This is a genomic window from Nitrosovibrio tenuis (assembly GCF_900109785.1).
GTDB classification, from domain to species: Bacteria; Pseudomonadota; Gammaproteobacteria; order Burkholderiales; family Nitrosomonadaceae; genus Nitrosospira; species Nitrosospira tenuis_A.
In genome coordinates, this window is the sequence record NZ_FOBH01000004.1 from 95,751 (window position 1) to 121,051 (window position 25,301).

A 25,301-nucleotide genomic window follows, 5' to 3' on the forward strand; every position below is an offset into this window, starting at 1 on the left:
GCAGATTATATGGATAAGGCTTGTGTCGTTCTGGTTTCACTCATTGTTTTTACAAATACCTCTTCCAGGTCGGGCTGCATTATGTGCATTTCAAGTACTGTGGATGCTGCTGTACGCACCGCTGCCATGACGTCTTCAAGTTGGGCGTATTCCTTGAGCGCCAAAACGTAGTAGCCATCCTCGTGGCTGATCATCAGCGGCTGTAGCGCCGGAGGAAGTGTGTCTGGCGACAACCGCAGCCGTATGGCGCATCCTGGAATGGTCCTGATGAGGTTTCGGATGCTGTCGAGCGCAACAATATTACCCTGCTTCAACATAGCGACCCGGCTGCACAACGCCTCAGCCTCGTCAAGGTAATGCGTGGTGAGTACAATGGTATGCCCATTGCGGTTCAGTTGCTTGATGAAGCGCCAAAGCCCCTGGCGCAGTTCGACGTCCACGCCAGCGGTCGGCTCGTCCAGTACGATTACCGGCGGCTTGTGGACCAACGCCTGAGCCACCAGTACCCGACGCTTCATGCCGCCGGACAAAGTGCGCATATTGGCGTCAGCTTTTGCGGAAAGATCGAGATGATGGATGATTTCGTCTATCCACGCGCCGTTATTCTTGAGCCCATAGTATCCCGACTGAATGACGAGGGTCTCCCGAACGGTAAAGAACGGGTCAAAAACCAATTCTTGCGGCACCACACCCAGCACGCGACGAGCTTCACGATAGTCGGCCACCACATCATGCCCCATGACCCGGGCGCTGCCGCTGCTGGCGCGAACCAATCCGGCAATGATGTTGATCAGCGTGGTTTTGCCTGCGCCATTAGGACCAAGCAGGGCAAAGAATTCACCGGTTTCGATTTCAAGATCAACACCAGCCAGAGCCTGCACGCGGCCAAAGCGCTTGTGCATCTGTTTGACTTCGATTGCGTAAGTCATTGGCAAAAGTACTCAGGCTCAGGGGACCGCGTGCGGCAGTAATTCCGCTGGACGATCGGGCTGGACGGCACATGCTGCGTTTGTGCCTCAGTTAGCGGAGGCTGCCTTAGACGCCGAGGCAAGGTCAGGCTTGCTTTCCGTACCCCAATCGATTAATTCTGCAACACCGTACAGCCGCATCAGACTTTGAAGTTTGTGCGGCACGTTCATAAAACGTATTTTACGGTTGCGGCGGCGAGCCTCGCGCTCCCACGTCAGCAACATGCTGACGGCCGATGAGTCCACGTCCGTTACCTGAGCCAGATCGATGGTGATATCTTCGCGATCAAATAAAACAATACCGCGCTCGACTACTGCAACGACATTAACGATCGTTACCGCCCCCTTGACGCTTAGTGTATTTGCGCTCAGTTCGCCACCTTCGCGGAGAACCACTTCAGCGATTTCAGCAGCCATGGCAACTAAGCATCAGGGATTATTTCGGACCATGGGCCGGCAGAATTTTCGGCTACTTGGAAGCGGCCTTCTTATCGGATGCCTTATCCGAGGCGATCAGCGATTTATTTTTGTCCGACAATGTTTTGATCAGCTTTTCCACGCCGCCTTCGCGTACCTGGCTGTCGAAAGTGCTGCGATAGTTGGTTACCAAACTGACACCCGCCACTGTCACATCGTATACCTTCCAGCTATCGCCGGCTTTTTCCATACTGTAATCGATAGGAATCGGCTGCTGGCCGCCATCCTGAATCACCTTGGTTTTGACCAAAGTATCCGAGGCCGGGTCTCCCTTGAGCGGCTCGACCTTGATGGTATGGTTACTATAAGTGGACAGGGCGTTGGAGTAAGTGCGGACCAGCAGGGTACGAAATTCATTGACCAGGGTCTGCCGTTGCTCGGGCGTGGCTTTGGACCAGTTCTTGCCCATCGCAAGCTGTGTCATGCGGTTAAAATCGAAATGAGGCAGTATCTTGCCTTCGACCAGGTCAAGAAGTTTGGCATGATTGCCTGCCCGCAATTCTTTATCCTGCCTGATAATGGTGAGCACTTCCTGCGCCGTATTGTCCACCAGAGTATCGGGACGTTCCATCGACCACACGGGAAACGCAAGCAACCACCCCAGCATTATGGGGACACCAAGATATCCTTTCATTATTTCCTCACTAAATTTTGACAGTATTAATAAAACGAGAACAAAAACGAGAACGCATACCGCGCGATTACATTACCTTATTTCTTGCCACTGGTTCCACTTAGATCGGTATCCGATGACTTGTTTTCCGAAGCCTTGTCGAACAGGAACCGGCCGATCAATTCTTCCAGAACCATCGCCGAGTTGGTCTTCATTATTTTATCACCGCCCTTCAGCACGGCGTCATCGCCGCCAGCGGCCAGGCCGATGTACTGCTCGCCTATCAGGCCTGACGTGAGAATACTGGCGAAAGTATCCTTCGGGAATTTATAACGGCTGTCGATGCTCATGGTCACCAATGCATCGAAAGTCTCAGTGCTGAATTGAATATCCGCCACACGCCCTACCACAACGCCGGCGCTTTTGACCGGTGCCCGGACTTTCAAACCGCCTATGTTCTCGAAATTTCCGATCAGAGTGTAGCTGTCGGCGGCGCTATAAGTACCCATGTTTCCGACCTTTAATGCCAATACCAGCAAAGCCCCTATTCCGGCCATGACGAACACTCCCACCCATAAATCCATTGTTGCACGCTGCATCAGCTCATTCCCCTGAACATGAACGAGGTCAAGATAAAATCGAGTCCCAGAATCGCCAGCGATGACGTCACGACGGTGCGAGTGGTTGCGCCGGACACGCCCTCTGCCGTGGGTGATGCATCGTATCCCTCGAACACCGCTATTGCCGTGACCGCGACACCAAACACACAAGTTTTTATTATGCCATTGACAATGTCATACCTGAAATCCACCGCGCCCTGCATTTGCGACCAGAATGAACCCTCATCCACACCGATCAGGACAACCGCTACCATATAGCCGCCAAACACGCCTACGGCGGAAAACATGGCCGCCAAAAACGGCATCGAAATGACGCCGGCCCAGAATCGCGGAGCAACCACTCGCGCAATCGGATCCACCGCCATCATTTCCATTGCCGCCAATTGCTCAGTGGCCTTCATCAGGCCGATTTCGGCCGTAATGGCTGAACCAGCGCGGCTGGCGAATAATAGCGCCGCCACCACGGGCCCGAGCTCACGTACGAGCGACAGCGCAACCATGGTGCCTACGGCCGATTCCGCTCCGTATTTCTGTAATGTCTCGTATCCCTGCAGACCCAGCACCATTCCGACGAACAATCCCGACACAATGATAATGATCAGCGACAGCACGCCGGTGAAATACACCTCGCGGATGATCAGTCCGAAGCGGCGCAGGCTGGTACCCGATTTCAGAAGCGTCAACATGAAAAAGCGGCTGGCATAGCCCAGCCGCCAAACACTGTCTACCACGCGATGACCGATCCCCCGGATGCCAGCAACGATGCGACTAGGCAAAACTGCCCTCCAGCTGCAGGTCGCTCGCGTAGGCCGGAGCAGGGTAATGAAACGATACGGGCCCATCTTCTTCGCCATGCACGAACTGATGCACGAACGGCGCTACCGAGTCCCGCACTTCCGGGGGAGTGCCATGCGCAGCAATCACCCCGTCGGCAATGAAATACACGTAGTCAACAATTTTCAAGGATTCCTGCACATCGTGCGTCACGACAACCGAGGTCATGCCCAACGCGTCAGTCAACCGGCGGATTAAATTTCCGATGACGGTTAGCGAAATGGGGTCAAGTCCGGTAAACGGCTCATCATACATGATGAGTAGGGGATCAAGCGCGATCGAACGAGCCAATGCTACTCGCCGCGCCATCCCTCCCGAAAGTTGCGCGGGCATCAGCCCTTGGGCGCCACGCAGGCCGACAGCCTGCAACTTCATCAATACCAGATCGCGAATCATGGGCTCCGGCAAATCGGTGTGCTCCCGCATCTGAAAAGCCACATTATCGAACACCGACAAATCGGTAAAGAGCGCGCCAAACTGGAACAGCATACTCATCTTTCGGCGCATGCGAAAAAGCTCGTTCCGGGAGAGCTCGTGCACGACTTGGCCCGCAACTTTCACATAACCGGAAGATGGACGCATCGCACCGCCGATAAGCCGCAGCAAGGTCGTTTTGCCGCTGCCGCTGCCGCCCATGATAGCAATGACCTTTCCGCGAGGCATCGTCATGTTGATGCCCTTCAGAACGGAACGCTCCCCATAGGAAAAATTAAGGTCTTTTATTTCGACCAAGGTGTCAGATGCCATGCTTCCGGGGAGTGGACGCCTCTGTTGACGGGATTTCGGATTTTAACCTAAATCCGGCAGTTGGGCAGGTGGAGCTTGGGTTCTCGGGCACAAAGCGAGACGCAGCAACCGGAATGTTATGCCGATCGAGGTGTCGGCTTGCGCCAACCCAGCTCCTCAGATAAAGAGATGTGGAAGAGGCGTAAGAAGTACCGGGTGCTTCTAGGGGTTGGGATAAAGTAGCGAGAGCCGATATCCGGCAGCATTCAAATTGCCGGTATCGAGGTGGAGCTTGACGTTGAATTCGCTACCCGGAGAAACGGTCTCCACCTTATTCGCCTCTTCTCCAAGATACGCGTCGGGTTTAAAGATGCGGCTCGCAAGAGGCCGATTTTGGTTATCGATGAAAGTAAGCTCAAATAAAGGAAATGCTTGAGGAGAAGACCCGTGGTTGCGCACCGTGGCATTCAGCGTTATGACGCCGGGGTGCCGGGGATCTGCGTGCATATCGGAGGATTCGATATTCAACAAGCGCGGATGCCGCGGGACGGATATCGAGCATTGCAACAGCTCGCAGTATTGTTCCAGATACGGTTTGGCCGCAGGCACAAGGGCAGCCAATTCAGCCCTGTAAAAATAGATTGTCTGTCCCGTGAACAGGATGAGCAGAAGCAGACTGGCGAAACTCCATGCAGGGGATATATCGCGCGGCGGCACCGCATCAAAAGCATAATTTTCGGGGGCAGCCTCATGCCCAACCTCCCGCCTGGTTTCCTGCTCCCCCCGCATTTCCCGCTCATGCATCTCCTCTGCGGGCTCTTCCTTCGCATGAGCCTGCGCGGCATAGGGCCCCGTCGCATGCGTTTCATTTGCACCGATTCCCGACTCATCAGCCCCGAGTTCCCGTGCCCCCGGCTCCTGGGCCTCGGGCTCCTGGGTCTTGGGCTCCTGGCCCTCTGACTCGCTGCTCTCCGGTACGTGAGGTTTTTCCGCGGCACTGGCCGTATCGGTGACTGATCCGGTCGAGACTTGTTCCGCAGCCGCTGGTTCCGAAACCGGCTGCTCCTGAAGCAATATGTCCGTCTTTGCCGCTGCCGGCCCGCCCACTTCCGGCATCGTCGCGTCCGGTATCAGCGCTTCCGTAATTTCAGCTTCCGGAGTTGCCGTCTCCTCAGTTACAGATCTCGCGTGGGCTTCAGTCCGTGTTACTTCATCACCAGGTGCCGGAGGTGGGCCCGCGTGACCGGATACCTCCAATGCGGGCGATTGGTCCGTAGGCCGGTCTTTGGTCTTCTCTTCAGTCGTCTCTTCAGCTTTTCCCTTGGCCAGATCAGCGGTTCCCGGCTCCTGGATGGTGGATAGTGTTGAGTACGCGTTGAATACCTGAGCACAACGTCCGCAACGCACATCGCCACCGTGCGCCTGCAAGTGCAGAGGCGTTACGCGGAAAGTGGTCGCGCAGTGGGGGCAGCGGGTGATGAACGCCATGGCCGAAATTTATGGAAAATTGAGTTTCAGTTCTTCGTTCCCGTCAGTAACACCCACCCCGCCTGCTCCTGCGCAACATACATATCAAAGCAAGGACGGTAAGCCTGCATCACGTCTTCCGCCTGTTCCGCGAGAATACCCGACAGGGCGATACGTCCCCCGGGGCGGGTAGCACCCGTTAAAATCGGGGCCAGCATGATTAGCGGGTTTGCCAGGATGTTGGCGATAACTATATCTGCCCAGGCTTTTTGCCGGGTACCTGCCTGAGCCGCAGAATGAGCCAATGAGAACTCTACATTCATTTCGCAGTGATTGAGCATCGCGTTGCTGCGGCTTGCCGCAACCGCCTGGGGATCGATATCTACACCGACCACGCGGCGAGCGCCCAGCTTTGAGGCGGCGATGGCAAGTATGCCGGAACCACAACCATAATCCAGAACATCTTCGCCCGCTTGAAGGTTTGAGTCAAGCCAGGCGAGACACAACTGGGTGGAAGGATGGCTGCCCGTGCCGAACGCCAATCCGGGATCGAGTATCAGATTGATCGCGGCCGGATCAGGCACAGCATGCCAGCTCGGAACAATCCACAGCCGTGATGATATCCTGATCGGATCGAATTGCGATTGAGTGAGACGAACCCAGTCCTGCTCTTCCACATGCGTGATGCGGTAGCTGGGCAGACTGGAAAGCCGGGCAGTTTTCGCCACAGCCTGCACAATGGACAGTATGTCCACGTCTGCTTCAAACAAGGCAGTGACTTCCGAAGCAGACCAGATTTCACCTCGGGCCTCGCCCGGTTCGTCAAATAACGGCTGCTCTCGTTCGGTGCCCGCAGCCGCATCGTGAGTATCCGTTGACAATGCGCCCAGTTCGAGCAGGGCGTCGCTCAGAACATCGGCATGAACATCGTCGGTATCAATGGCAAGCGAAATCCACATTTCGAGGTGATCTCCCGCTCGTGGACAGCTATTCGAAAATGCTTAATTGTTTAAGGAACCTCTGAATCGGTTCCACGCAGGCGCGAGGAGGATTTATTCAGAGGATCCTCAATATTCAGCAGCGTGTGGTTTTACCATGATGCACCATGGTTCACGGTGCGTGTCAGCCCGGTTTATTGTAATTCGCGAGCTTTTGCTCCAGAAAATGGATGCCGATGGGGCCGTTGAGGAAAGCTGCATCGGATAAGAGATCCAGGTGTAACGGAATGTTGGTGCTTATTCCCCCGACAACCATCTCCGACAGGGCAATGCGCATCCGGGCAATTGCCTGATCACGATTATCGCCATAAGCGATGACCTTGCCGATCAGGGAATCGTAGTAGGGCGGCACCATATAGTTATTATAAACATGCGAGTCTACGCGAATGCCAGGCCCGCCCGGCGTGTGATATTGTGTAATGCGGCCGGCGGATGGCGTGAGCTTGTAAGGGTCCTCAGCATTGATGCGGCATTCGATGGCATGCCCTCTCAACACGACGTCTCTTTGACGAATGCTAAGTTTTTCGCCCGCCGCAACGCGAATCTGCGCTTGCACCAGATCAATTCCGCTGATCGCCTCGGTAACGGGATGTTCCACCTGGAGACGCGTGTTCATTTCGATGAAATAGAACTCGTTTCTCTCAAACAAAAACTCAAACGTTCCGACGCCACGATAACCGATGCGCCGGCATGCATCGGCACAGCGTGTGCCTATTCTGTCGCGCAACCGGGGCGGAATGCCCAAAGCGGGTGCCTCCTCGAGAATTTTCTGATGGCGGCGCTGCATGGAACATTCCCGCTCGCCGATATAGATGGCATTCCGGTGTTCGTCAGCCAGAACCTGGAATTCGATGTGGCGCGGGTTTTCAAGGTATTTCTCCGCATAAACCGTCGGGTTGCCGAAAGCGGCTTGCGCTTCATTGCGCGTGATTACCAGCGCGTTCGACAACGCGGCCTCGGTATGAACGACGCGCATCCCGCGTCCGCCGCCACCCGCTGCAGCTTTGATGATGATCGGATAGCCGATGGCGCGTACGATTGCCCTGACTTCTTCATGGCAATCAGGCAGGGCTCCGGAACCAGGAACGCAGGGTACGCCAGCTTTTCTCATGGCGTTCTTGGCGCTCACCTTGTCGCCCATTATACGAATTGTCTCGGGGCGCGGCCCTATGAAGACAAAGCCGCTTTTTTCCACGCGTTCGGCAAAGTCGGCATTTTCCGCGAGAAATCCGTAGCCCGGATGGATAGCTTCAGCATCGGTCACCTCTGCTGCGCTGATAATCGCGGGTATGTTGAGATAACTTTGGGCAGAGGGTGCCGGTCCGATACATACGGACTCATCGGCCAACTTTACGTATTTTGCGTCGGCATCCGCCTGGGAATGCACGGCCACTGTTTTAATGCCCATCTCGCGGCACGCGCGCTGTATGCGCAGCGCAATCTCGCCGCGATTGGCTATTAGTATTTTTTCAAACATGTTACCGGGAGTATTTTATTGAGGGTCGAACTGTTGACTAAACTTATATGCTCTACCAGGAAACGGTTATTGGGATGGCTCGATTACAAATAACGGCTCGCCGTACTCGACTGGCTGACCGTTTTCAACCAAAACCGCTTTAACCACACCGCTCGCATCCGACTCGATCTCGTTGAGCAGCTTCATCGCCTCGATGATGCACAGAGTTTCGCCTTCTTTTACCGTCTGCCCCACTTCCACAAACGCATTGGCGCCCGGAGCGGAGCTGCGATAGAAAGTACCAACCATCGGCGATTTCACCACATGGCCTTCAGGCAATTTTTCGGCTGGCGCAGGGCTTGCGGCGGACGCTGCCACAGTTCCCGAAACAGCGGGCTGTAGCGTCGGCTGCGAGCCCGATGTTCCTGCCGTGGTGACTTGGCTCTGCGTGGAAGATACGGACTTGCTGATGCGGACCTTTTCCTCCCCTTCGGTAATCTCCAATTCGGCGATTCCCGATTCCTCAACTAGATCGATTAATTTTTTTAGCTTTCTCAGATCCATAATAACCTCCTGGGGCAGAACCCCACTATCGGATAACAACCGAGGAATTACCGGCTCGTCAGGGCATACTGCAACGCCAGCTCATAGCCTTTCGCTCCCAAACCGCTGATTACACCTCGCGCCAGATCGGAAAAATAGGATTTGCTGCGAAACGGTTCCCTGGAAAAAATGTTGGAAAGATGAACCTCTATGAAAGGCAATTCGACAGCGGCAAAGGCATCTCGGAGAGCGATGCTGGTATGAGTATAGGCCGCCGGATTGATGATAATGAAATCCACGCCATCCCGAACCGCCTGTTGAACCCGATCAATCAATTCCGCCTCGGCATTACTTTGGAAAGCCGTTAATTTTATACCAGCCTCGGCGGCCAAGTTCGCCAAATTTCCGTTAATTTCCTCTAACGTCACACTTCCATAAACCCCGGGTTCGCGCTTACCCAAGAGATTCAGGTTGGGCCCATGCAGGACCAGCACATGTTTTACTGTAGAATTCGTATTTTTCATGGGTGCCAAGTGTGACTCAACAACGAAAAATTGTCCAGTGTTCGCGCACGTTCACCGAAAATCAGGGAAAATCATCCATAAAACGCGTTCCAGTTGGCTGAAACGCTGTTTCTGGGAAAAACCAGGATTAACGCCACCGTTCAGCTGAATTTCCTGATTAGGTACGGATTGGCGGAGATCGCGAGGATATATGGATTACGCAATTGGGACCCGCCGAGATGCCAGATTTCCTCGTTATGACGAATTTTAGTCTTTTAGCTCCCGTTTGCCGGTCTATCCGCAAACCTCTATAATTGGGAGCGCCGGTTCTTGTCGGGCTGTTGTAGCTCAGTTGGTAGAGCAACTGATTCGTAATCAGTAGGTCGGAGGTTCGACTCCTCTCAACAGCACCAACATTATCAGTGGCTTGTAAATGCTGCTCGAAGCGGTCGCCAAATAATGTAGACGTGGTGTAGACGATAGACGCTGGACTCGCTTTCAAATTTATTACTTTAGCCGTCTGAACTCGTCGAAACTTAGGTATTTCATGCGCCTCATAAGCCACGCTGGTATTAGCTTATGGGCAGAGGAAGGGCCACGGAATTGAAAGTAAAACTCACTCTCGATAAGTTCTTAGAGAGTAATCCTGTCAGGGCCTATAAGGTAGCCAAGGGAAAACTACTCAAGAATTAAAAAGGAAGTATTTCTTTATCAATGTAAGCAATTCTTTCTACCGCGATCTATTTCAATTTTCATGCGTCAAACGAAGAATTTGCTAACGTAACTGAAAAATATCAGAAGAACCCGAAGAATCTTGAAGACCCGATAGGGGGTTAGGAAAAGCAGGTCCTTCAAATAACATCGTCAGCAAAACGGCGGCAATAGGTGGCGCTACCGCATTGCCGATCATCTCGCGGAGAGCGGTAAGTTTCTTAATGGGAGCGAACTTGAAGTAATCCGGAAAGCCTTGAATCCTTGCTGCCTCATGAGGGGTAATCATACGGCGCTGAGTTGGATGAACAAAACGACCTTGGCCCATAGAGCCAAACCCGCTGGTGATAGTTTGCGCGGGCAAGTCGGCTTGCAACCTTCCATACATGGACCGATAGGAATGTTGCTTTTCCCTGTGACAGGGTGGTCTTAAGTGGTTCGGCAAATCGAAGCGATTTGAAGCAAAAAGAAACATAATTCGTTGTTGGTTGCGGAGAGAGATTTTTGAACGCCTGCTGGAGAAATGAGCCAAATCCTCGGATTCAGTTTCTAAATCACCAATAAAATCCCAAAGACGAATATTGTTCGGTCGTCGCGGAATTTTAGCAAAGAGTTGACCAAGCTCCTCTCCTGTATGCATACGCGAAGCGATCAAAAAATGTCTTTTGCGCGTCTGGGGCAATCCAAAATCCTGTGCATCAGCGAGGAATTGAACAACAGAGTAACCTCCCGCACTTAATGCCTCTAATGCAGCTGTCACAACTTGGCTAGTCGCGTGGATAACACTAGGGACATTTTCCACTACTATAACCTTTGCTTTTGTCTGTAGCCCAAAGGCCACGGGAACTGTATATAGCATGTTCCGCGGATCGTCCCTGCGGCTAGAGTTATTAAGATCGGAATGCCCCTGACAGGGCGGACCTGCTACCACTACGTCTACCAACCCAGCGGCGTCGGCTAGCTTCAGCCCTAAGTTGGACAAATATAACGATTCGGGCCCCTTAACTATTAGCGACAAGTCTAACGTCGAGATAGTATCGAGCACCGAATGAAAGTTCGTTTGATAAACATCGTTGGCATCCGACCAAACATCTGCTGCTAATACAACTCTCAACTTCCGATCGAGCTGTAGACAGGCGATTAGCGCGCCCAGCGTGAGGCCTCCGCAACCCGCGAATAGATCAACCACTCTTAACTCGGGAGCAGCCGTATTCAGCTTGGGCCAGTCCACTTTTCGGCATTCTATAGACCAATACCTTGAAGCCAACGTCTGCATCGCTTTGGCTTGTTGCTTCTCAATATCATGAAAAGTTAACTTATGTGATAACAAGATACTTGAGGTCACTTGTAAGCCTTTAAGTTAAGAAAACCCTCAAAATCATAAATTACACGCTTTAACACGGCACTCGTCTTGTCGTGAAAGCTGCGTAATTGCTTTGCCGAATAATGTTTTCCGCAATCTGAAAAAGATTTAATTCCATGTGCAAGCTCGTTTCGTTCATGTTTTACTGTTTGTAAAACCGTTTCCTGGTACTTATGAGTGCTCCGGACACCGAGGTGCTTAAGCGTCTCTTTAATCGTTTTGCAGTCTAAATTTCCAGAAAATACATCGGACCTATCAAAGCATGCCACTGCTAACCCCATTGCGGATGTTTGCATCTTTTCTACTAAGCTACTCGGTTTCCGCTTCTTACTATACCCAAGCACAAGTGTCTTCATCGTGGCGTTTAGCGAATCGAATTCAACGTTATTCGAATGAAGATGATCAAAAACATCCTGAAGCAAATTTGTCATAGTCGATTCGATACAGTTGTAAATCATCAGTAAAGCCGAAGATTTCATAGTATTCATTATGCCGATGGGGAATCCGGTTTCCAACTCAAGAGTTTCGAGATGCAAAAGATACTCTTTAATTTCGCTCTCTCTTTTTTCAAATTCGGCCTGAGCATTAAGCATTAGGCCTCCAGTAAACGGTCTCTGACATATTCGATTCGGCCCTTAAGTCTCGGTAAGGAATTGCTTGCGTCAGAGACAACCTGGGCGCGGAATTCGTCCGAGTCGATCCATCTCTCAATAGAGTCTTTACTTGGGTTTAAATCGGGATTTATGCGTTGCGCAAGAGTAATTCCGCAGGCTAAGGCTTCAAAACGAACACGCGCTACACTAGAAGAATCTTTGCTTTTTCTAAAACCATAGGGGAAGTGGCTGTAAGCGAACTGGATCATCTTTAAGAACTGCGAAAGCATCCTATCTCTTTCAAACTCTTGTTGGTGAGTCTTCAGATAATTGTCTAGAAAGTTTCGCACGTCATGTCGAAAACTCTGATAGGTATCGCTGTATGAAAAATATCTCAGCACAAGCTCTTCCGCCTCTTCCCTGCGCTGCCTTGAGTTAGAGATAGGACAAACGGTCTTAAACGCTGGGAGCGACGCACATTCCCGAATAAAATCATAAAAAGGCCCCGTGTAGATCCCTTTACGCTTTTCCATAGCCCGCAGCTCATCACTGCCGGTATTTATGCGCTCGAATATATCTCGCCGAATCTGTTCTGTTGCCCTGTCTGATAATTCGATAACGCGAATTCCTTGTCGTTTTATCTTACGTTGCCGCGAAACCTCAAGGTCGGAAAAGCGAAACCCATTAAGTTTCTCAAGCTTGTTCAATCCTGTTAGGCGCAAATCATCCTGTAGAAAGGCTGCGAGCGTTCTGATACGTTGTGAGCCGTCCACTATTTCTGCTCGACCCTCATCACTCAGTATGTCTTTCGGCAGCGTTGCAATAAAGATATAAGGAATAGGCAACTCAAGAATAATGGACTCGATAAATTTGCTCTTTCGATCATCGGTCCATACAAACGCACGCTGGTAGGTTGGAATAAAGATTTCGTTCTCATCCTCTTCTTTACCCTCCATGTACTTGTCCACGATTACTTCGATCGTGAATTCCTTTGTTGAATAATCAACGTTGTGCTTCAACTCACGGATTTGTACTTCTGCAGCAAAACGCTCCTCTGTGGTGATCTCCTTTTGGCTAATCTTCTTTTGTCGCACCGCGCTATTCATAAATCTCCTTACTAAGGTTCCATCGTTAAGCTTGTATTATCTTCTGGTCACGCACTCAGGCGCCCGCTGATAATCCTCCGCCATCAAATCTCGGTGTTTGTTAGGCTTAGCGGTCCAAGCAGGGGACAATTCGAAATCTTTTTTGAAATTATCCCATTTCCTTAGAGCAAACTGTCTCAAAATTAAATGTCCGTCAGCAATTAAGTCACCATCGCCTCGGCTGTTCGCGGACTATATTGACCGTATCGCACATATTAGACGGAACCATACGTTTGCCCCAGCCTCTTGCCGTACAGTTATTGACAGTACTCCAAGGGTTCAGGCTTAGCCGGATGTAGCGGAATTATTGCAGCGCTTATATCCGCAAGCTCCGAAAGCTCAGCCGATTTTTCTTGCTTACTCCCATCGCATTTGCGCCTGATAGTCCATTGGTGAATCCGGGTAGGGAATATGGCGCTTGCCCAAGCTATCCCAATGATTTCCTCGCCCTTGGGCTCCCTGTAACGGTTGGGCTCGTCATTCCATTGCTTAGCCAGTGATATCGGGAAATCCTTGCGTTTCGCTTGCGGTCCGCCCATCAGCATCACATATCGGTCCCATTCGCCTTTATCCGCCGCTTCCCTAAGCTCTTTCAGTTCTCCGGTTACTCCCATCTCACCCATACGGCGTAGCTCCCGCCATACCGTTACAGGCGGTCCACCAATCTGCTGGAATTGCCGTATGCCCCAAGTACTGGCCCACACTCTTACACGCTCGGCTGCGGTTTCGGGGTTTCCGCCATCAATATCGCTATCCAAGCCAAACCCATCGATATTTTTGGAAATGTATTTGGCGATATAACCAGCCGCACTCCCCTTTGTTCTGTCTATGCGTTCTTCCTTATAACGATGCTCTGCTGCGCCGCGCTCGTCGCCATCCTCGCGCATCGCGTAGTCACGGATAATGCTGCCAACCTTTTCGATGTTTTCCTTCGGCATGAACAGTAACAAGTGCCAATGCGGTGTGCCGTCGTGTTGAGGCTCGGCAACGCGAAAACCATAAACATTTATTCCCATACGGTGCAGCTTGGCTGGTATCTGAGTCCAAAGCTTTGCCAGATAGGCTTGCGCTTCTCTTGGTGTAGTTTTGTCGTATTTTGGGTTTTCTTCGCCTGTTGCGGATAACCTCGCATGCATGCGCGAAGGGCAAGTGGCAGTGTAGAACATCGCGTCATGCCCAAGGGATTGCGCAACGGCGTCGAAACCAGCAATGCGGGTCATCAATTCAGCACGGCGTATCTTGGGGTTCGATACCGACAGCTCGGCTAATTGCTGTAAGGTGTATTCCTCGCCCAGCTCATTGGTGGCGATACAGTGTTCGAGAACCGCGTGGTTACGCCGGACCCGTCTGCGCCGCCTGTTCAGCGTTTCATCGCTGACGTATTTTCCCTTGCGTCTGTGAACCAATCCTAACCGAATCGCCGCATGCTCGAATTTGCGTATATGAACCTTGCGCAGTGCTCGCCGCCACCAATACTCATCCGCAAGTCGGGCTAGAATTCCTGTAGGGGTAATTCCTGTATCGGTAACGGTTACAGGAAGGGGAGAAGCGGATTTTCCTGTTACCGTTACAGGAGCTTGGCTGTCTGTAACAGATACCGTTACAGGGAAAGCAGAGGTTTTCCTTTCCACTAAAGAAACAGGCTGTCTGCCTGTATCGGCTACCATTACAGATACAGATGTAGGGAGATCAATTTCGCTATCTCTATCCGTTACTGATACGGGAAACTGCTCAGTGCTTTTTTCTCCTGTTACCGGTATCGATACCGATACCGATACCGATACAGCGGACAGAGGGTTTCTTCTTACCGCTTCCGTTACAGCTACGGACAAGGGTGTTGCTGACAGAGAAACCGTCATACCTGTTTTACCCAGTGGGGTAGCGACTCCATATTTCCTTTCTGCCAGATGGCAGAGAAATGGGGCTGCGATTGCGGGACTGCTAAACCAGCGTTGCAGGCGGAAGAATTGATCAGCTACCTTTCCGGCAAAAACATCTATTTCCTCATCCGTTGCCGAAAGGCTTAAAGGGGTGCTGACAAGCTGATCGGAAATTGCCGCAAGGTATGCCTCTGCCTTCTCTTCCCCTTGAGCCTGATACAGCCGGGCATACTCGTTTGCCATAGGCTCCGCCAGGCAGTCTGGATGTAGGCTGAGAGGGGAAGTGAAGGGTTCCTCTTCCTCTTCACCATAGAAGGCAATGTCGTCTTCCCAGTCGTACGCGTTTTCCGAATACGGCGTACGCCGTGCAATCGCGCTCATTTGCGGCCCGTATCGCTGGTGGACCTGCGAATGCAAGACTCGATATAGCGTTCCAAGTCTTGCAGCCTGTAGCGCACTGCTCGGGAGCCGATCTTGATGAATGGCACCTTCGCTCCGGCCCAGCGGTCGCGTTCAAGGAACGCTTCACTGACGCCCAGGCATAAAGCGGCTTCTTTGGTATTAAGTAAATTCTGTTGCATGCTTCTGTCCCCACAAGTTGTTAAAAGGCGGAGAAAGAATGCGATAAATTGGAGCAAGAAGGAACGTCCTGTTACAGTCTATTGACAAATGAAGGGTTTTGTGTGGAAAACCTAAATGAAGAGGAAATAAATATATCCATTTGATTTATCATCGTTTCTACATCTGAGAGATTGACGTATGGCTTGTAGTTGACGTAAAAACAACAGTCTTTTGGCAACTCAAAGTCACCCTAATTTCGGATACTTTTGAAAAAGAGGCATTAATCCCCTTTTATTCGAAGCTTAAAAGCGACTTTTTCGTAAAAAAAATAAATTTTTTATCAAAAAAATCGAATACGGGGCTTAAGCTAGCGACACAAAATTTTGGAAAGGATTAGGTGCAGAATGGGACAAGCAAAATTACGTGGCAGCAGGGAAGAAAGAATTGCACAAGGCAAAGCGAGAAAACGACCACCCGAAAAAGGGGGCTATGTCTCGACAAAAAACCCGATTGGCATGCGCTTTGTGGTTGAAGATGTGACGCTTGATGAGGATGAAGAGGGTTTTTTTCTGGTTCAGGTGATCGATGAATCTAGTGATGATGATACGAGTGCGTTGGGTGATGAGCTTGATCCAGAGGAATGGTTTACGTTAGTGGACCGATATGGGTTAGTTAAGTCTGAAGCAAAGATGTAGGAGTCAAGATTTGATCTGGACGTTGGTTGTCGAATTCAAATTACCGTTTCAACATATCTCACGGAAACTTTATTGATGGTGCATCTACAAGCGATTATGCGTAGTGTTCGTGCGCCCGGAACAGGTACGAAAACGCGCCAACATTAACTGCCTCCGGGCTTTCCAGTCCCAAAATGGAACCAGCTCCTGCAAGGGCTGCGCCAAGGAGATCACCCGAGGCCGCGGTCCACATTGCTCCCGTGAAGGCAAGCGCAAAGGACGCAGGTTTTCTCCATGCCTTTCGGGACCTTCGCTTCAGCTCGCTTGCCATCTTGTCTAATTGCGCTTGTCGATCCTCAAATGCAAGCTCCTTTTGTTCCTTCGACATACGGCTGAGCTCGTAAGCGAATCGGCGCACCGACCGCCGATACTCCGTGAATGCGTCACTATTCTCGCGTCGAAATGCGAGAACCTCATCGATTGGAACGGGACCCAAATCTACCATGACGGTATTAAGATCAAACGTGATTACCTGGCCGTGAGACGGGGCAGTGGGCAGCGACAGCATATCTGCGAGAGCAGCGATAAGAAGTGGCCGATCTGTCACGGGTTCTAGGCTAACGTTCCGGTTGGCTCCGTATTGCCGCAATATTTGCGAAAGAAGGGTCAGAATAAGCGATCGCACCATGGGATGCATCGGAATGGAACGCCCGTCCTCGGTATCGCGTGCCAGTCCTCGTTTCTTAAGTTGCCCGAATATCATGTCTGCAAGCTTCTCATCGCCATAATACCCAAGGCGTGATCGCGATAATGCATCGAACGCTGTGGAATCCTTTGCGAGCGAGTCAAGCGCCCCGGAGACGATAATGTCGGAGAGAATATATCCAAGTTGCTCCGTCGCCTCCTTTCCAACTGCTTCTTCGGCCTTGATGACGTGGAGGAGACCATGCTTTTCAAGTCCCACAACAATCGCAGGATCAAAATGCTCAAGCTTGTCTTGCATGTACTCGGGAACAAGGAGAGCAATTCCGTCGAAGAACAAGATTAAATTCTTCACCCAGTCTCCGCGTTTCCAGATCGGATTCGGGTAATAGAAGGCGAGTTCGGGTAAATCTGGCTTCGATGTCACAGTAATGTCCAATCGCTACACATAGCAGTTAATACAGCTCTGGCGCCCCAATATCAAATAGTGGCGATATCCCCGAAGCCCTGTCTCCATGTGCCTCAGTCACGGCTGGTCGGTGCCGAAAATTGTTTCTTCCACCGACGCCCGACAGGGGACATGCAAAGCTAACCTCAATTTTCAAGAGATGAAAACTCTGCTTTTCGGATTAACTCGACGATTATGAAGCATATGAACGAATGCTTCCAAGTATGTGATCGGTGATCCGCTGCATGGGCTCCCTCAACCGCTCCACATCATTGACAATATAGCCCGCAGTGACGTCGCTGCTCATTTTGTGATTCACAAGCCGCTTTATAGCATAAGCGGAAATGTCGATACTTTCAGCAATGGTGATATAGCTCCGCCTTAGATCATGAAGCGTAAACGAGACTTCGGATGCTTCAATCACTTTTTGAACTTGAGTACGAGGCTCAACCAAATATCCGCTCTTTCCCTTTCCTTCAAAAACATAATCAGAATCTGATGTAGCTTTCCTATTCTGCAAAAGGTCGTAGAGGAAATCCGTTAGTGGCAAGGTCAATGGTTGTCGGTTTTTAGTATCACTGATTGTAATCGACCGACCTCCTAGATCGACGTCGGACCATTTTAACGTTGCCGCTTCCTTACGGCGCAATCCTGTAAACAACAAGAAAAGCAGATAATCGGCAACAAGGGCAGACTGTTGCGAGTAATTGTCATTTTTAAGCGACACGACGCCTCGATACCATTGGGCAAGTTGGTGAGGTTTTATGACCGTCTGGCGTCGCCCGACTCGATACCATGCACGGGTTTGTGTAAGTCGCACAACCGGGTTTTCTCGCAAAATGGAATTACCGTTGCCATCCTCGTATTGCGCGAGCGCGAAATTGAACAATGCCCGTAAAAAGCGCATGGCTAAGTTAGCGTAAGCTTCGCCGTTTTCTGTGCCCATCTTGGTATGACGTTTGGCAATCATCTCCTTGCTGATGTCAACCAGAGGTTTATTTTGCCAATCAAGGAAAGCAACTTTCATTAGCCGCTTGTAATCGTAAAGTGTGCGCGGCTTGAGGCTCTTTCTCGCAAGGAGGAAATCATCGAAGGCTTTTTGTAGTGTTGTGGCTTGCAGTTCCTTTTGCTTCTTTTCCGCAATAGGATTGCTTCCAACAGCAATCTGACCTAGCAGCTTATGAGCTTCCTTTCTGGCTTGCTCTACAGTCAATTCGGGATATCGGCCAAGGGTAAGCCGTTTTACTTTGCCGTCGATACGTTTTTCCAAAATGAACGACTTGGCGCCAGAGGTAGTAATGCGGACCGCGAAACCCTTGAGTTCGGAATCGCGGGTAAAGGTCTGCCCAGCTACGGGGGCATTCAACCTATCCACGACAGATTTTGTGATCCTAACCGGAATTGCTGAGGCGGGTGTAGACACGTTTTAACTTCCTTTATGTAGACACAGTGTAGACAGGATGTGTCAAACTGCGGGCGGAAGTTTAAAACAATGTCAGTAAGAAAAGCAAATGAAAACAGTTGGTTTAATGCTTATTCAGGTATTTTCAAACAAGCTCTAACAGTGCTAATTAGAATTCGTAATCAGTAGGTCGGAGGTTCGACTCCTCTCAACAGCACCAAAAAAAAATAGTTAGTAAAATAACAAGCCCGCCTCTAACGTTAATAGGCGATCGCGGTTTATGGTCAGTATTGCGTAAGCAAAATCCCTTGCTGTTTGTGACATTAACTTGTCTGCGACGCTCGCGAGTACATCGGTAAAGTCGAAATTCCTGAGAGCGTACAGGCGATCAAGCCAATATAACGCTGCCCTGGTGTTTGCTTTTGTGCACTCATTGAAAGCACTCAAGGTGCTCATTGTTCTTGTGCTCATCCCATCTTCGAAAAAAACCCGACCGTGCTTTTGTGACATAACTTTGTACGGGATAGCCTCCATCTTTTGTTTTTAGCCGTGCGATTCGCTTTTGTAGTAGCCCCAATTGAACCGGACACGCATGCACAGATGATAGGAAATGGCATACGCCTGATACTATGCATAGTGCTTCTGGATTTGAACGTATTGAAGCCGTCACCGGAGGTCGAGCGCCGCAGGCGCTGAAGCCTTAATGAGAAATTGAAAGCTGTCGAGGAATCTCGCTTGCCGGGCATGACGGTCTCGTATGTGCGTAAGCGTACGGAAAAAGCCGCCCGTTTAAAATATAAAAAAGCCTCAAAGATATAGCTGGGGCAATAACACCAAGGCTGAGCTCGAACTTCTCATTGATTCGCGGAGCATGAAATGACAATTATGAAAACTGTATTGGCGGCAATCAGCATAGTTGCAATGTTCAGTATGATGCCCCCGGCTTTTGCGCAACACCCAGGATTGGTTAGCGTAGATATTCGAAACGTTGCGGATAATATTGCCAAGAACATCAATGTTGATGTCAGTCAGGTTCCTGCGATGGTTGAGGTCAAGGCTAACGTAGCTGCACATGTATGTGAGGTGGCGGAAAGTGTTTTAGCAGCCCATCAAAAAAGTGCGAGCGCGAGCTGCATAGCTAAAATCACTTCCCCAGCCCTCGACCTGATTGTGGAGCAACAAGTAAAGGGTATTACCAAACCGCGTCCCTAAGGCCGCGTCGAAGCACGACTTTTCATTAACCCTTCCCACCCCTTGTGCGATAGTGGGATACGTGCGGTGATAAAACTGCCGCCATTTCGCGATTAATATTTTAGCGTCGTGCGGCGTTACGAACCGTTCGCGATTGAGGTATTCATCGCGTAACTTACCGTTGAAGCTTCCACAAATCCATTTCGCCAGGGCTGCCCGGCTCGATATGAGTGAGCCCGACGTTCTGATCTCGGAGCTTGTCATCACGGCTGTAGCAGTAAAATCCGCCCCGTTGTTCAGCCGCGGCGGATTATGCGGCATAATTCATCCTTTTCAGTTTCGCTGTGATGAATGTTGCCCGGTCGTCTGGATGGTATCCCGCCCTATCTTCGCTATCCCCCCGCGCTCGCGGCTGGCTGGAGAATCGCGGCTCCCTTACTCAGCTCATCCAGCAGCGTTGCCACGGCGATTTTCGGGTTAAACCGGTGTTCCAGTCCCTTGCCAGGGCGTTTCATGATGAGCTTGCCGTGATGAACCTGCGCCGGGACGAACTGGCGCTGGTGCGCGAAGTGTATTTGTATTGCGGCGATACGCCGGTGGTCTTTGCCCACTCGGTGGTGGCGAGAGAGAATCTCCTCGGCGCATGGCGCGGGTTGAGCGGCCTTGGCAACCGGTCGCTGGGTACCGTTTTGTTTACCAATCCTGTGGTGAAGCGTACGCCGCTTCGGTTCAAAAAATTGACTCCAGCGCATCCGCTTTTCAGCCGAGCCTGCCAAAAACTTCAGGCAAAGCCTTCCAGTCTATGGGCCCGCCGTTCTCGGTTCAGTCTGCACGGTCAATCCATATTGGTTACCGAGGTATTTCTTCCTTCCATTCTTGAGTTGGCCTTATGACGCTGACACCGATGACACTGACTCAGCGCCTCGGCTATTACGAAAAACTGATGCGGCTCGACAAGCCTATCGGTATTCTGTTGCTGCTATGGCCCACACTCTGGGGTTTATGGCTGGCTGCGAATGGATTTCCGAGCATGAACGTCCTGGCAATATTCATACTGGGCACGATCCTGATGCGTTCCGCCGGCTGCGTCGTCAACGATTATGCCGATCGCAATTTCGATGGGCATGTCGAGCGTACCAAAAATCGTCCATTGGCGGTCCGGGCGGTGAGCACAAAGGAAGCGCTGCTGCTCGCGGCTGGGTTGAGCCTGGTGGCGTTTCTGCTGATCCAGCCGCTCAACCGGCTGACCATCGAACTCTCATTCGTCGCCCTGTTCCTTGCGGCCAGCTATCCCTTCACCAAGCGCTTTTTTGCCATGCCGCAAGCGTACCTCGGCATTGCGTTCAGCTTTGGAATTCCCATGGCTTTTGCCGCGCAGACGGGCGAGGTGCCGTTTCTGGCATGGTTCATGATGGCGGCCAACCTGCTGTGGGTGATCGCCTACGATACGGAATATGCCATGGTGGATAAGGTGGATGATCTCAAGATCGGCATCAAGACTTCCGCCATTACCTTCGGCCGTTATGATGTAGCGGGCGTGATGCTGTGTCATGGCGCTTTCCTGAGTGCCATGGTTTTCATCGGGCTGATCCAGAAACTGGGCGTTATTTATTATGCGGGCCTTGCGGTTGCGCTGGGGCTGATACTGTATCAATACCGGCTGATTCACGATCGCGACCGGGGGCACTGCTTCAAAGCCTTTCTGCATAACAACTGGGTAGGCGCAACGATATTTGCCGGCATTGCGCTGGACTACATGATAAAAAACAATTAAGCGTGCCGCATGAAGTATAAGGATCTACGCGATTTTATTGCCCAGCTGGAGAGTCAGGGCGAGCTCAAGCGCATCACCGCCGAGATCGATCCCCATCTGGAAATGACCGAAATCTGCGATCGCGTGTTGAAAGCGGGCGGACCTGCCATCCTGTTCGAGAAACCCAAGGGTCATGCGATTCCCGTGCTGGGCAATCTATTCGGCACACCTCGGCGCGTAGCGATGGGCATGGGGCAGGATTCGGTCGAGGCATTGCGGGAGGTCGGCAAGCTCCTCGCCTATTTGAAAGAACCTGATCCGCCGAAGGGCATGAAGGACGCATGGGAAAAACTGCCCGTGCTGAAACAGGTGCTCAACATGGCGCCGAAGGAGCTTTCGCGGGCGCCTTGCCAGGATATCGTATGGGAAGGGAAAGACGTGGATCTCGGCAGGCTGCCGATCCAGACGTGCTGGCCCGGCGATGTAGGGCCGCTGATCACCTGGGGATTGACCGTCACCAAAGGGCCGCACAAGACGCGGCAGAACCTGGGCATTTATCGCCAGCAGGTGATCGGCCCCAACAAGGTCATCATGCGCTGGCTCGCCCATCGCGGCGGGGCGCTGGATTATCGCGAGTTCTGCCAAGTCAATCCAGGCCAGCCTTATCCCATCGCGGTGGCGCTCGGGGCCGATCCGGCGACGATACTCGGCGCGGTGACGCCGGTGCCGGACAGCTTGAGCGAATATCAATTCGCCGGACTGCTGCGCGGAGCGAAAACCGAGATTGTCAAATGCCTGAGCCACGGCTTGCAGGTTCCCGCCAGCGCGGAGATCGTACTGGAAGGTTACATTTATCCGAATGAAACGGCCGTCGAAGGCCCGTACGGCGACCACACGGGCTACTACAACGAACAGGAGACCTTCCCCGTATTTACAATAGAGCGGATCACCATGCGGCGCGACCCGATCTATCACTCCACCTATACCGGTAAACCGCCGGACGAACCCGCCATACTCGGCGTGGCGCTCAATGAAGTGTTCGTGCCGCTGCTTCAAAAGCAGTTTACCGAGATCGTCGATTTCTACCTGCCGCCTGAGGGCTGCTCCTATCGCATGGCGGTGGTGAGCATGAAAAAGCAGTATGCGGGCCACGCCAAGCGCGTCATGTTCGGCGTATGGAGCTTTCTGCGCCAGTTCATGTACACCAAATTCATTATTGTGACCGATGATGACGTTAATATCCGTGACTGGAAGGAAGTCATCTGGGCCATTACCACGCGCGTCGATCCCGCGCGAGATACGCTGATTGTGGAAAACACTCCGATTGATTACCTTGACTTCGCCAGCCCGGTATCCGGCCTGGGCGGAAAAATGGGGCTGGACGCCACCAACAAGTGGCCGGGCGAGACCAGCCGCGAATGGGGTAAGCCGATTGCGATGGACAAGGCAGTAAAGACGAAAGTGGATGGGATTTGGAACGAGTTGGGGTTGTGAATGGCTTTCAGCCTCTACCTGCTGCTAGCGGTAATATCAGGGCGTACTATTTATTAGGTTCAAACCTAATTTAATAAATTCTGTTCGGTTGAGTATACTTTCTTAACGGTTGAGTGCCTCGCGTCAGGATGATGAGGATCACTCGCCAACACTATTCTTTGCGCATGAACGACGACAGCAAGGTTAGGCTTACGTTTCACGCCCTCCAGCCTGCCGATGCTATGCAAAGTGAGTGCTCTGGCCTACCTGATGCTGTTCGCTCTAATATGCTAAAACTCTAAAGGGGTCTTAGACGTAAGTCCGCATCTGGAGCGCCTGCAACGATAGCCATCGGTAGCTAACCCGTCTGCCTGAGAAGGTTTGATAAACTTTCCGGTGGACCGATCATATCCATCGCGCCCACAATCTCGCTCCAAGCTCTTTCAGGCGCATGCTAATCGAACGCTGGCGCCACTTCTCAAGCGTCACAAGGCTGGAAGATTCGATATCCTTGTCGAACATCGCTTTCATTTGGACACCAAACTCTTGCCCAAGGACCACCGCGTTGATCTCTTGGTTAAGTTCTGCACTGAGCCAGTCGAGATTGGTTGAGCCTACAGTGGACCAGACGCCATCGATAAGCGCGGTCTTCGCGTGCAACACAGCGTCCTCCCGCTCATAAATCTTCACTCCCGCGCTCAGCAGTTCGTCATAATAGGAACGTGAAGCGTAAAAAACCATAACCGAATCGGTCTTGCTGGGCAACAGCAAGCGCACGTCAACATTGCGGCGGGCAGCGTGCTGCAGGGCAGCCAGTATCCGTGGGTCAGGCACGAAGTATGCATTAGTGATATACGCGTAAGTTTCGGCATTATTGATGGCCGACAGCAGCGTAATGTAGATGGGGTTGAAGGGCTCATCAGGCGAACTGCTGAGGGCACGCACTACTTCATTCCCTTTATGGCCAATCGCCGGGAAAAAGGTTTTCGGTGCCAGTGGTTCTCCGTTCTGTTTTTCCCAGGTCGCCAGGAACAATCGTTGAAATTCGCTGACGATGGGCCCTTCCAATCGCAGATGTGTGTCGCGCCAGGGTTGATTATCTTTGGTGGGTGGTTTCGACCTGAATGACCCGCTGGAATACACGCTGCTGATATTCACGCCTCCAACGAAAGCGATCTGGCCATCCACTACCAGCAGCTTGCGATGATCACGCCCCACCTCCCATTTCTTACGAGGCGTCAAGGGGTTAAGAGGGTTGAATTCCAGCACGTTGATGCCGCTGTCTCTCATTGACTCGAAAAATTCCGTGGGCGTATCGCTCGAGCCAATACTGTCGTAAATGAAATTCACCTGTACGCCTGTCTTTTGCTTGGCGATCAACACAGCTGCGAAGCGGCGGCCCACCTCGTCGTCTTCAATGCTGTAGGTTTCCATGTTGATGTGATCTTTTGCGTCCCGTATCGCCGCATACATCGATTTATAGGTAGTAGGGCCATCAATCAGCAGTGTTACATCGTTACCCGTTACCAACGGGCTTCCCGAAATCTCCTCAACCTGCGAAAGATGCCTATCAAAGATATTGGTTTTCGGGCTACCGTTTTTGAGTCTGCCTAGTATTTTTTTGCTTACCTGAACTGAAAGCGTACCGCGCGCGCCATCGATCTGCACGGGGCGGTTTGCATGCGCGGTTTTATCCGGCAATGGCAGCGAACTACAACCGGCCAACAATACTACGCACACTGTCACTGCAAATTTCGGGGCCATCAGCTTCCTTTTATAATTTGATATTGCTGATCAGGTTGATTGGAACAAGCCCTTGATGAAGCTTCTCACAGGGAAGGGTTAATCCCCACATTTATTACGTGGAATTAATGCTTCAGAGATCGTAATGCAAAAATCGTTCCAGCCCTTGCACATCAAATAGTTATGAATATGAATCACTGACAAGTGTGAAAATTTTCGACAGGCCTACTCCTCCTTGCGACCGTTGGGAACCCACCTACAAGAGGCACAAGAGCTGCAAAACGCGGCCATTAGTGCTGCCTGCGCGGGCGGCTTTTGCCGTAGCGTTCCTTCACATTTGCCCGCGTATGTTCCCTCCGTGTCATACATTCTTGTGATGCCACCCGTAACCATGCTCAGGTTTAACGCTGTAATAAACTTGGCAAAAGTCTTACCCTTGTCTAACCTCATAATTCCA

At 51.5% G+C, this 25,301-nt stretch carries 25 protein-coding genes, 1 tRNA gene and 1 pseudogene; 7 read left to right on the top strand and 20 right to left on the bottom strand.

Translation table 11 applies throughout. The annotated features are described in order from the left end of the window. Positions 1–5 precede the first annotated feature (5 nt). From BMX00_RS07090 to aroQ, 11 genes are all read right to left on the bottom strand, one after another. A complete protein-coding gene (locus BMX00_RS07090; protein WP_090828326.1) occupies positions 6–929 on the bottom strand; it encodes an ABC transporter ATP-binding protein in 924 nt (307 codons plus the stop codon). 87 nt (positions 930–1,016) lie between these two features. Then, the gene (locus BMX00_RS07095; protein WP_245727886.1) at positions 1,017–1,385 is read right to left on the bottom strand and encodes an STAS domain-containing protein; all 369 of its coding nucleotides are present in this window, start codon (positions 1,383–1,385) and stop codon (positions 1,017–1,019) included. Positions 1,386–1,437: 52 nt separating this feature from the next. Next, entirely contained in the window at positions 1,438–2,079 is a 642-nt protein-coding gene (locus tag BMX00_RS07100; RefSeq protein ID WP_090828327.1) for an MlaC/ttg2D family ABC transporter substrate-binding protein, read from the bottom strand. A 77-nt stretch (positions 2,080–2,156) separates the two neighbouring features. Next, positions 2,157–2,657 (bottom strand): outer membrane lipid asymmetry maintenance protein MlaD, encoded by a 501-nt coding sequence (gene mlaD, locus BMX00_RS07105; protein WP_090828328.1) that lies wholly within the window; start codon positions 2,655–2,657, stop codon positions 2,157–2,159. After that, positions 2,657–3,454: a lipid asymmetry maintenance ABC transporter permease subunit MlaE gene (gene mlaE / locus BMX00_RS07110; protein ID WP_090828329.1), complete on the bottom strand. Its 798-nt coding sequence runs from the start codon at positions 3,452–3,454 to the stop codon at positions 2,657–2,659. Before mlaE ends, mlaD begins: the two co-directional genes overlap by 1 nt. Next, a complete protein-coding gene (locus BMX00_RS07115) occupies positions 3,447–4,259 on the bottom strand; it encodes an ABC transporter ATP-binding protein (RefSeq protein ID WP_090828330.1) in 813 nt (270 codons plus the stop codon). Before BMX00_RS07115 ends, mlaE begins: the two co-directional genes overlap by 8 nt. 201 nt (positions 4,260–4,460) lie before the next feature. Then, on the bottom strand, positions 4,461–5,726 hold the full coding sequence (locus BMX00_RS07120; protein ID WP_090828331.1) for a DUF3426 domain-containing protein: 1,266 nt from the start codon (positions 5,724–5,726) through the stop codon (positions 4,461–4,463). Positions 5,727–5,752: 26 nt separating this feature from the next. Then, positions 5,753–6,664 (bottom strand): 50S ribosomal protein L11 methyltransferase, encoded by a 912-nt coding sequence (gene prmA, locus BMX00_RS07125; RefSeq protein WP_090828332.1) that lies wholly within the window; start codon positions 6,662–6,664, stop codon positions 5,753–5,755. 163 nt (positions 6,665–6,827) lie between these two features. Beyond that, entirely contained in the window at positions 6,828–8,180 is a 1,353-nt protein-coding gene (gene accC, locus BMX00_RS07130) for an acetyl-CoA carboxylase biotin carboxylase subunit (protein ID WP_090828333.1), read from the bottom strand. A 66-nt stretch (positions 8,181–8,246) separates the two neighbouring features. Further along, a complete protein-coding gene (gene accB / locus BMX00_RS07135; protein WP_090828334.1) occupies positions 8,247–8,723 on the bottom strand; it encodes an acetyl-CoA carboxylase biotin carboxyl carrier protein in 477 nt (158 codons plus the stop codon). Between the two features lie 47 nt (positions 8,724–8,770). Continuing rightward, a complete protein-coding gene (gene aroQ, locus BMX00_RS07140; protein WP_090828335.1) occupies positions 8,771–9,226 on the bottom strand; it encodes a type II 3-dehydroquinate dehydratase in 456 nt (151 codons plus the stop codon). Positions 9,227–9,542: 316 nt separating this feature from the next. Between aroQ and BMX00_RS07145 the strand changes: the two genes are divergently transcribed. Further along, a tRNA-Thr gene (locus tag BMX00_RS07145) sits at positions 9,543–9,618 on the top strand. 362 nt (positions 9,619–9,980) lie between these two features. Here the strand turns inward: BMX00_RS07145 and BMX00_RS07150 are convergent. The 5 genes from BMX00_RS07150 to BMX00_RS07170 all read right to left on the bottom strand — a co-directional run bounded on the left by BMX00_RS07150 (position 9,981) and on the right by BMX00_RS07170 (position 15,478). Then, positions 9,981–11,261 carry a DNA cytosine methyltransferase gene (locus tag BMX00_RS07150; protein ID WP_143053055.1) on the bottom strand — a complete coding sequence of 427 codons (1,281 nt, stop codon included), beginning with the start codon at positions 11,259–11,261 and terminating at the stop codon, positions 9,981–9,983. After that, entirely contained in the window at positions 11,258–11,872 is a 615-nt protein-coding gene (locus tag BMX00_RS07155; protein WP_090828337.1) for an MAE_28990/MAE_18760 family HEPN-like nuclease, read from the bottom strand. The genes BMX00_RS07150 and BMX00_RS07155 overlap by 4 nt, the downstream gene beginning before the upstream one ends. Continuing rightward, complete coding sequence (locus BMX00_RS07160; protein WP_090828338.1) at positions 11,872–12,978, bottom strand: DUF262 domain-containing protein; 1,107 nt, start codon at positions 12,976–12,978, stop codon at positions 11,872–11,874. Before BMX00_RS07160 ends, BMX00_RS07155 begins: the two co-directional genes overlap by 1 nt. Before the next feature lie 296 nt (positions 12,979–13,274). Then, on the bottom strand, positions 13,275–15,278 hold the full coding sequence (locus BMX00_RS07165; RefSeq protein WP_090828339.1) for a replication endonuclease: 2,004 nt from the start codon (positions 15,276–15,278) through the stop codon (positions 13,275–13,277). Further along, positions 15,275–15,478 carry a helix-turn-helix transcriptional regulator gene (locus BMX00_RS07170; RefSeq protein WP_090828340.1) on the bottom strand — a complete coding sequence of 68 codons (204 nt, stop codon included), beginning with the start codon at positions 15,476–15,478 and terminating at the stop codon, positions 15,275–15,277. The genes BMX00_RS07165 and BMX00_RS07170 overlap by 4 nt, the downstream gene beginning before the upstream one ends. Before the next feature lie 384 nt (positions 15,479–15,862). Here BMX00_RS07170 and BMX00_RS07175 point away from each other — a divergent pair, with 384 nt between their 5' ends. Continuing rightward, complete coding sequence (locus tag BMX00_RS07175) at positions 15,863–16,153, top strand: DUF8087 domain-containing protein (RefSeq protein ID WP_090828341.1); 291 nt, start codon at positions 15,863–15,865, stop codon at positions 16,151–16,153. Between the two features lie 94 nt (positions 16,154–16,247). Here the strand turns inward: BMX00_RS07175 and BMX00_RS07180 are convergent, their stop codons facing one another. Both BMX00_RS07180 and BMX00_RS07185 read right to left on the bottom strand, forming a co-directional pair. Further along, positions 16,248–17,261, bottom strand: coding sequence for a hypothetical protein (locus BMX00_RS07180; RefSeq protein ID WP_143053056.1), 1,014 nt, complete (start codon positions 17,259–17,261; stop codon positions 16,248–16,250). 214 nt (positions 17,262–17,475) lie between these two features. Continuing rightward, positions 17,476–18,657, bottom strand: a complete 1,182-nt coding sequence (locus BMX00_RS07185; protein ID WP_245727888.1) for a tyrosine-type recombinase/integrase — start codon at positions 18,655–18,657, stop codon at positions 17,476–17,478. A 656-nt stretch (positions 18,658–19,313) separates the two neighbouring features. Here BMX00_RS07185 and BMX00_RS14325 point away from each other — a divergent pair. Together BMX00_RS14325 and BMX00_RS07195 are read left to right on the top strand one after the other, a co-directional pair. Further along, a pseudogene (locus tag BMX00_RS14325) lies at positions 19,314–19,485 on the top strand (IS3 family transposase); the annotation flags it as partial. Positions 19,486–19,560: 75 nt separating this feature from the next. Next, a complete protein-coding gene (locus BMX00_RS07195; RefSeq protein ID WP_090828345.1) occupies positions 19,561–19,896 on the top strand; it encodes a hypothetical protein in 336 nt (111 codons plus the stop codon). On the opposite strand, the gene BMX00_RS15095 is transcribed toward BMX00_RS07195, so the two are convergent. Then, positions 19,783–20,196: an integrase core domain-containing protein gene (locus BMX00_RS15095; protein ID WP_143053057.1), complete on the bottom strand. Its 414-nt coding sequence runs from the start codon at positions 20,194–20,196 to the stop codon at positions 19,783–19,785. The genes BMX00_RS07195 and BMX00_RS15095 overlap by 114 nt on opposite strands. Positions 20,197–20,222: 26 nt before the next feature. Here BMX00_RS15095 and BMX00_RS07200 point away from each other — a divergent pair, with 26 nt between their 5' ends. Genes BMX00_RS07200 through ubiD form a run of 3 tightly spaced genes read left to right on the top strand, consistent with a single transcriptional unit; the run spans position 20,223 to position 23,122 of the window. Beyond that, complete coding sequence (locus BMX00_RS07200) at positions 20,223–20,768, top strand: chorismate--pyruvate lyase family protein (RefSeq protein WP_090828346.1); 546 nt, start codon at positions 20,223–20,225, stop codon at positions 20,766–20,768. 11 nt (positions 20,769–20,779) lie between these two features. Then, positions 20,780–21,649 carry a 4-hydroxybenzoate octaprenyltransferase gene (ubiA, locus tag BMX00_RS07205; protein WP_090828457.1) on the top strand — a complete coding sequence of 290 codons (870 nt, stop codon included), beginning with the start codon at positions 20,780–20,782 and terminating at the stop codon, positions 21,647–21,649. A 9-nt stretch (positions 21,650–21,658) separates the two neighbouring features. After that, entirely contained in the window at positions 21,659–23,122 is a 1,464-nt protein-coding gene (ubiD, locus tag BMX00_RS07210) for a 4-hydroxy-3-polyprenylbenzoate decarboxylase (protein ID WP_090828347.1), read from the top strand. Positions 23,123–23,506: 384 nt separating this feature from the next. On the opposite strand, the gene cls is transcribed toward ubiD, so the two are convergent. Next, positions 23,507–24,865: a cardiolipin synthase gene (gene cls / locus BMX00_RS07215; RefSeq protein WP_090828348.1), complete on the bottom strand. Its 1,359-nt coding sequence runs from the start codon at positions 24,863–24,865 to the stop codon at positions 23,507–23,509. Positions 24,866–25,301: the final 436 nt, after the last annotated feature.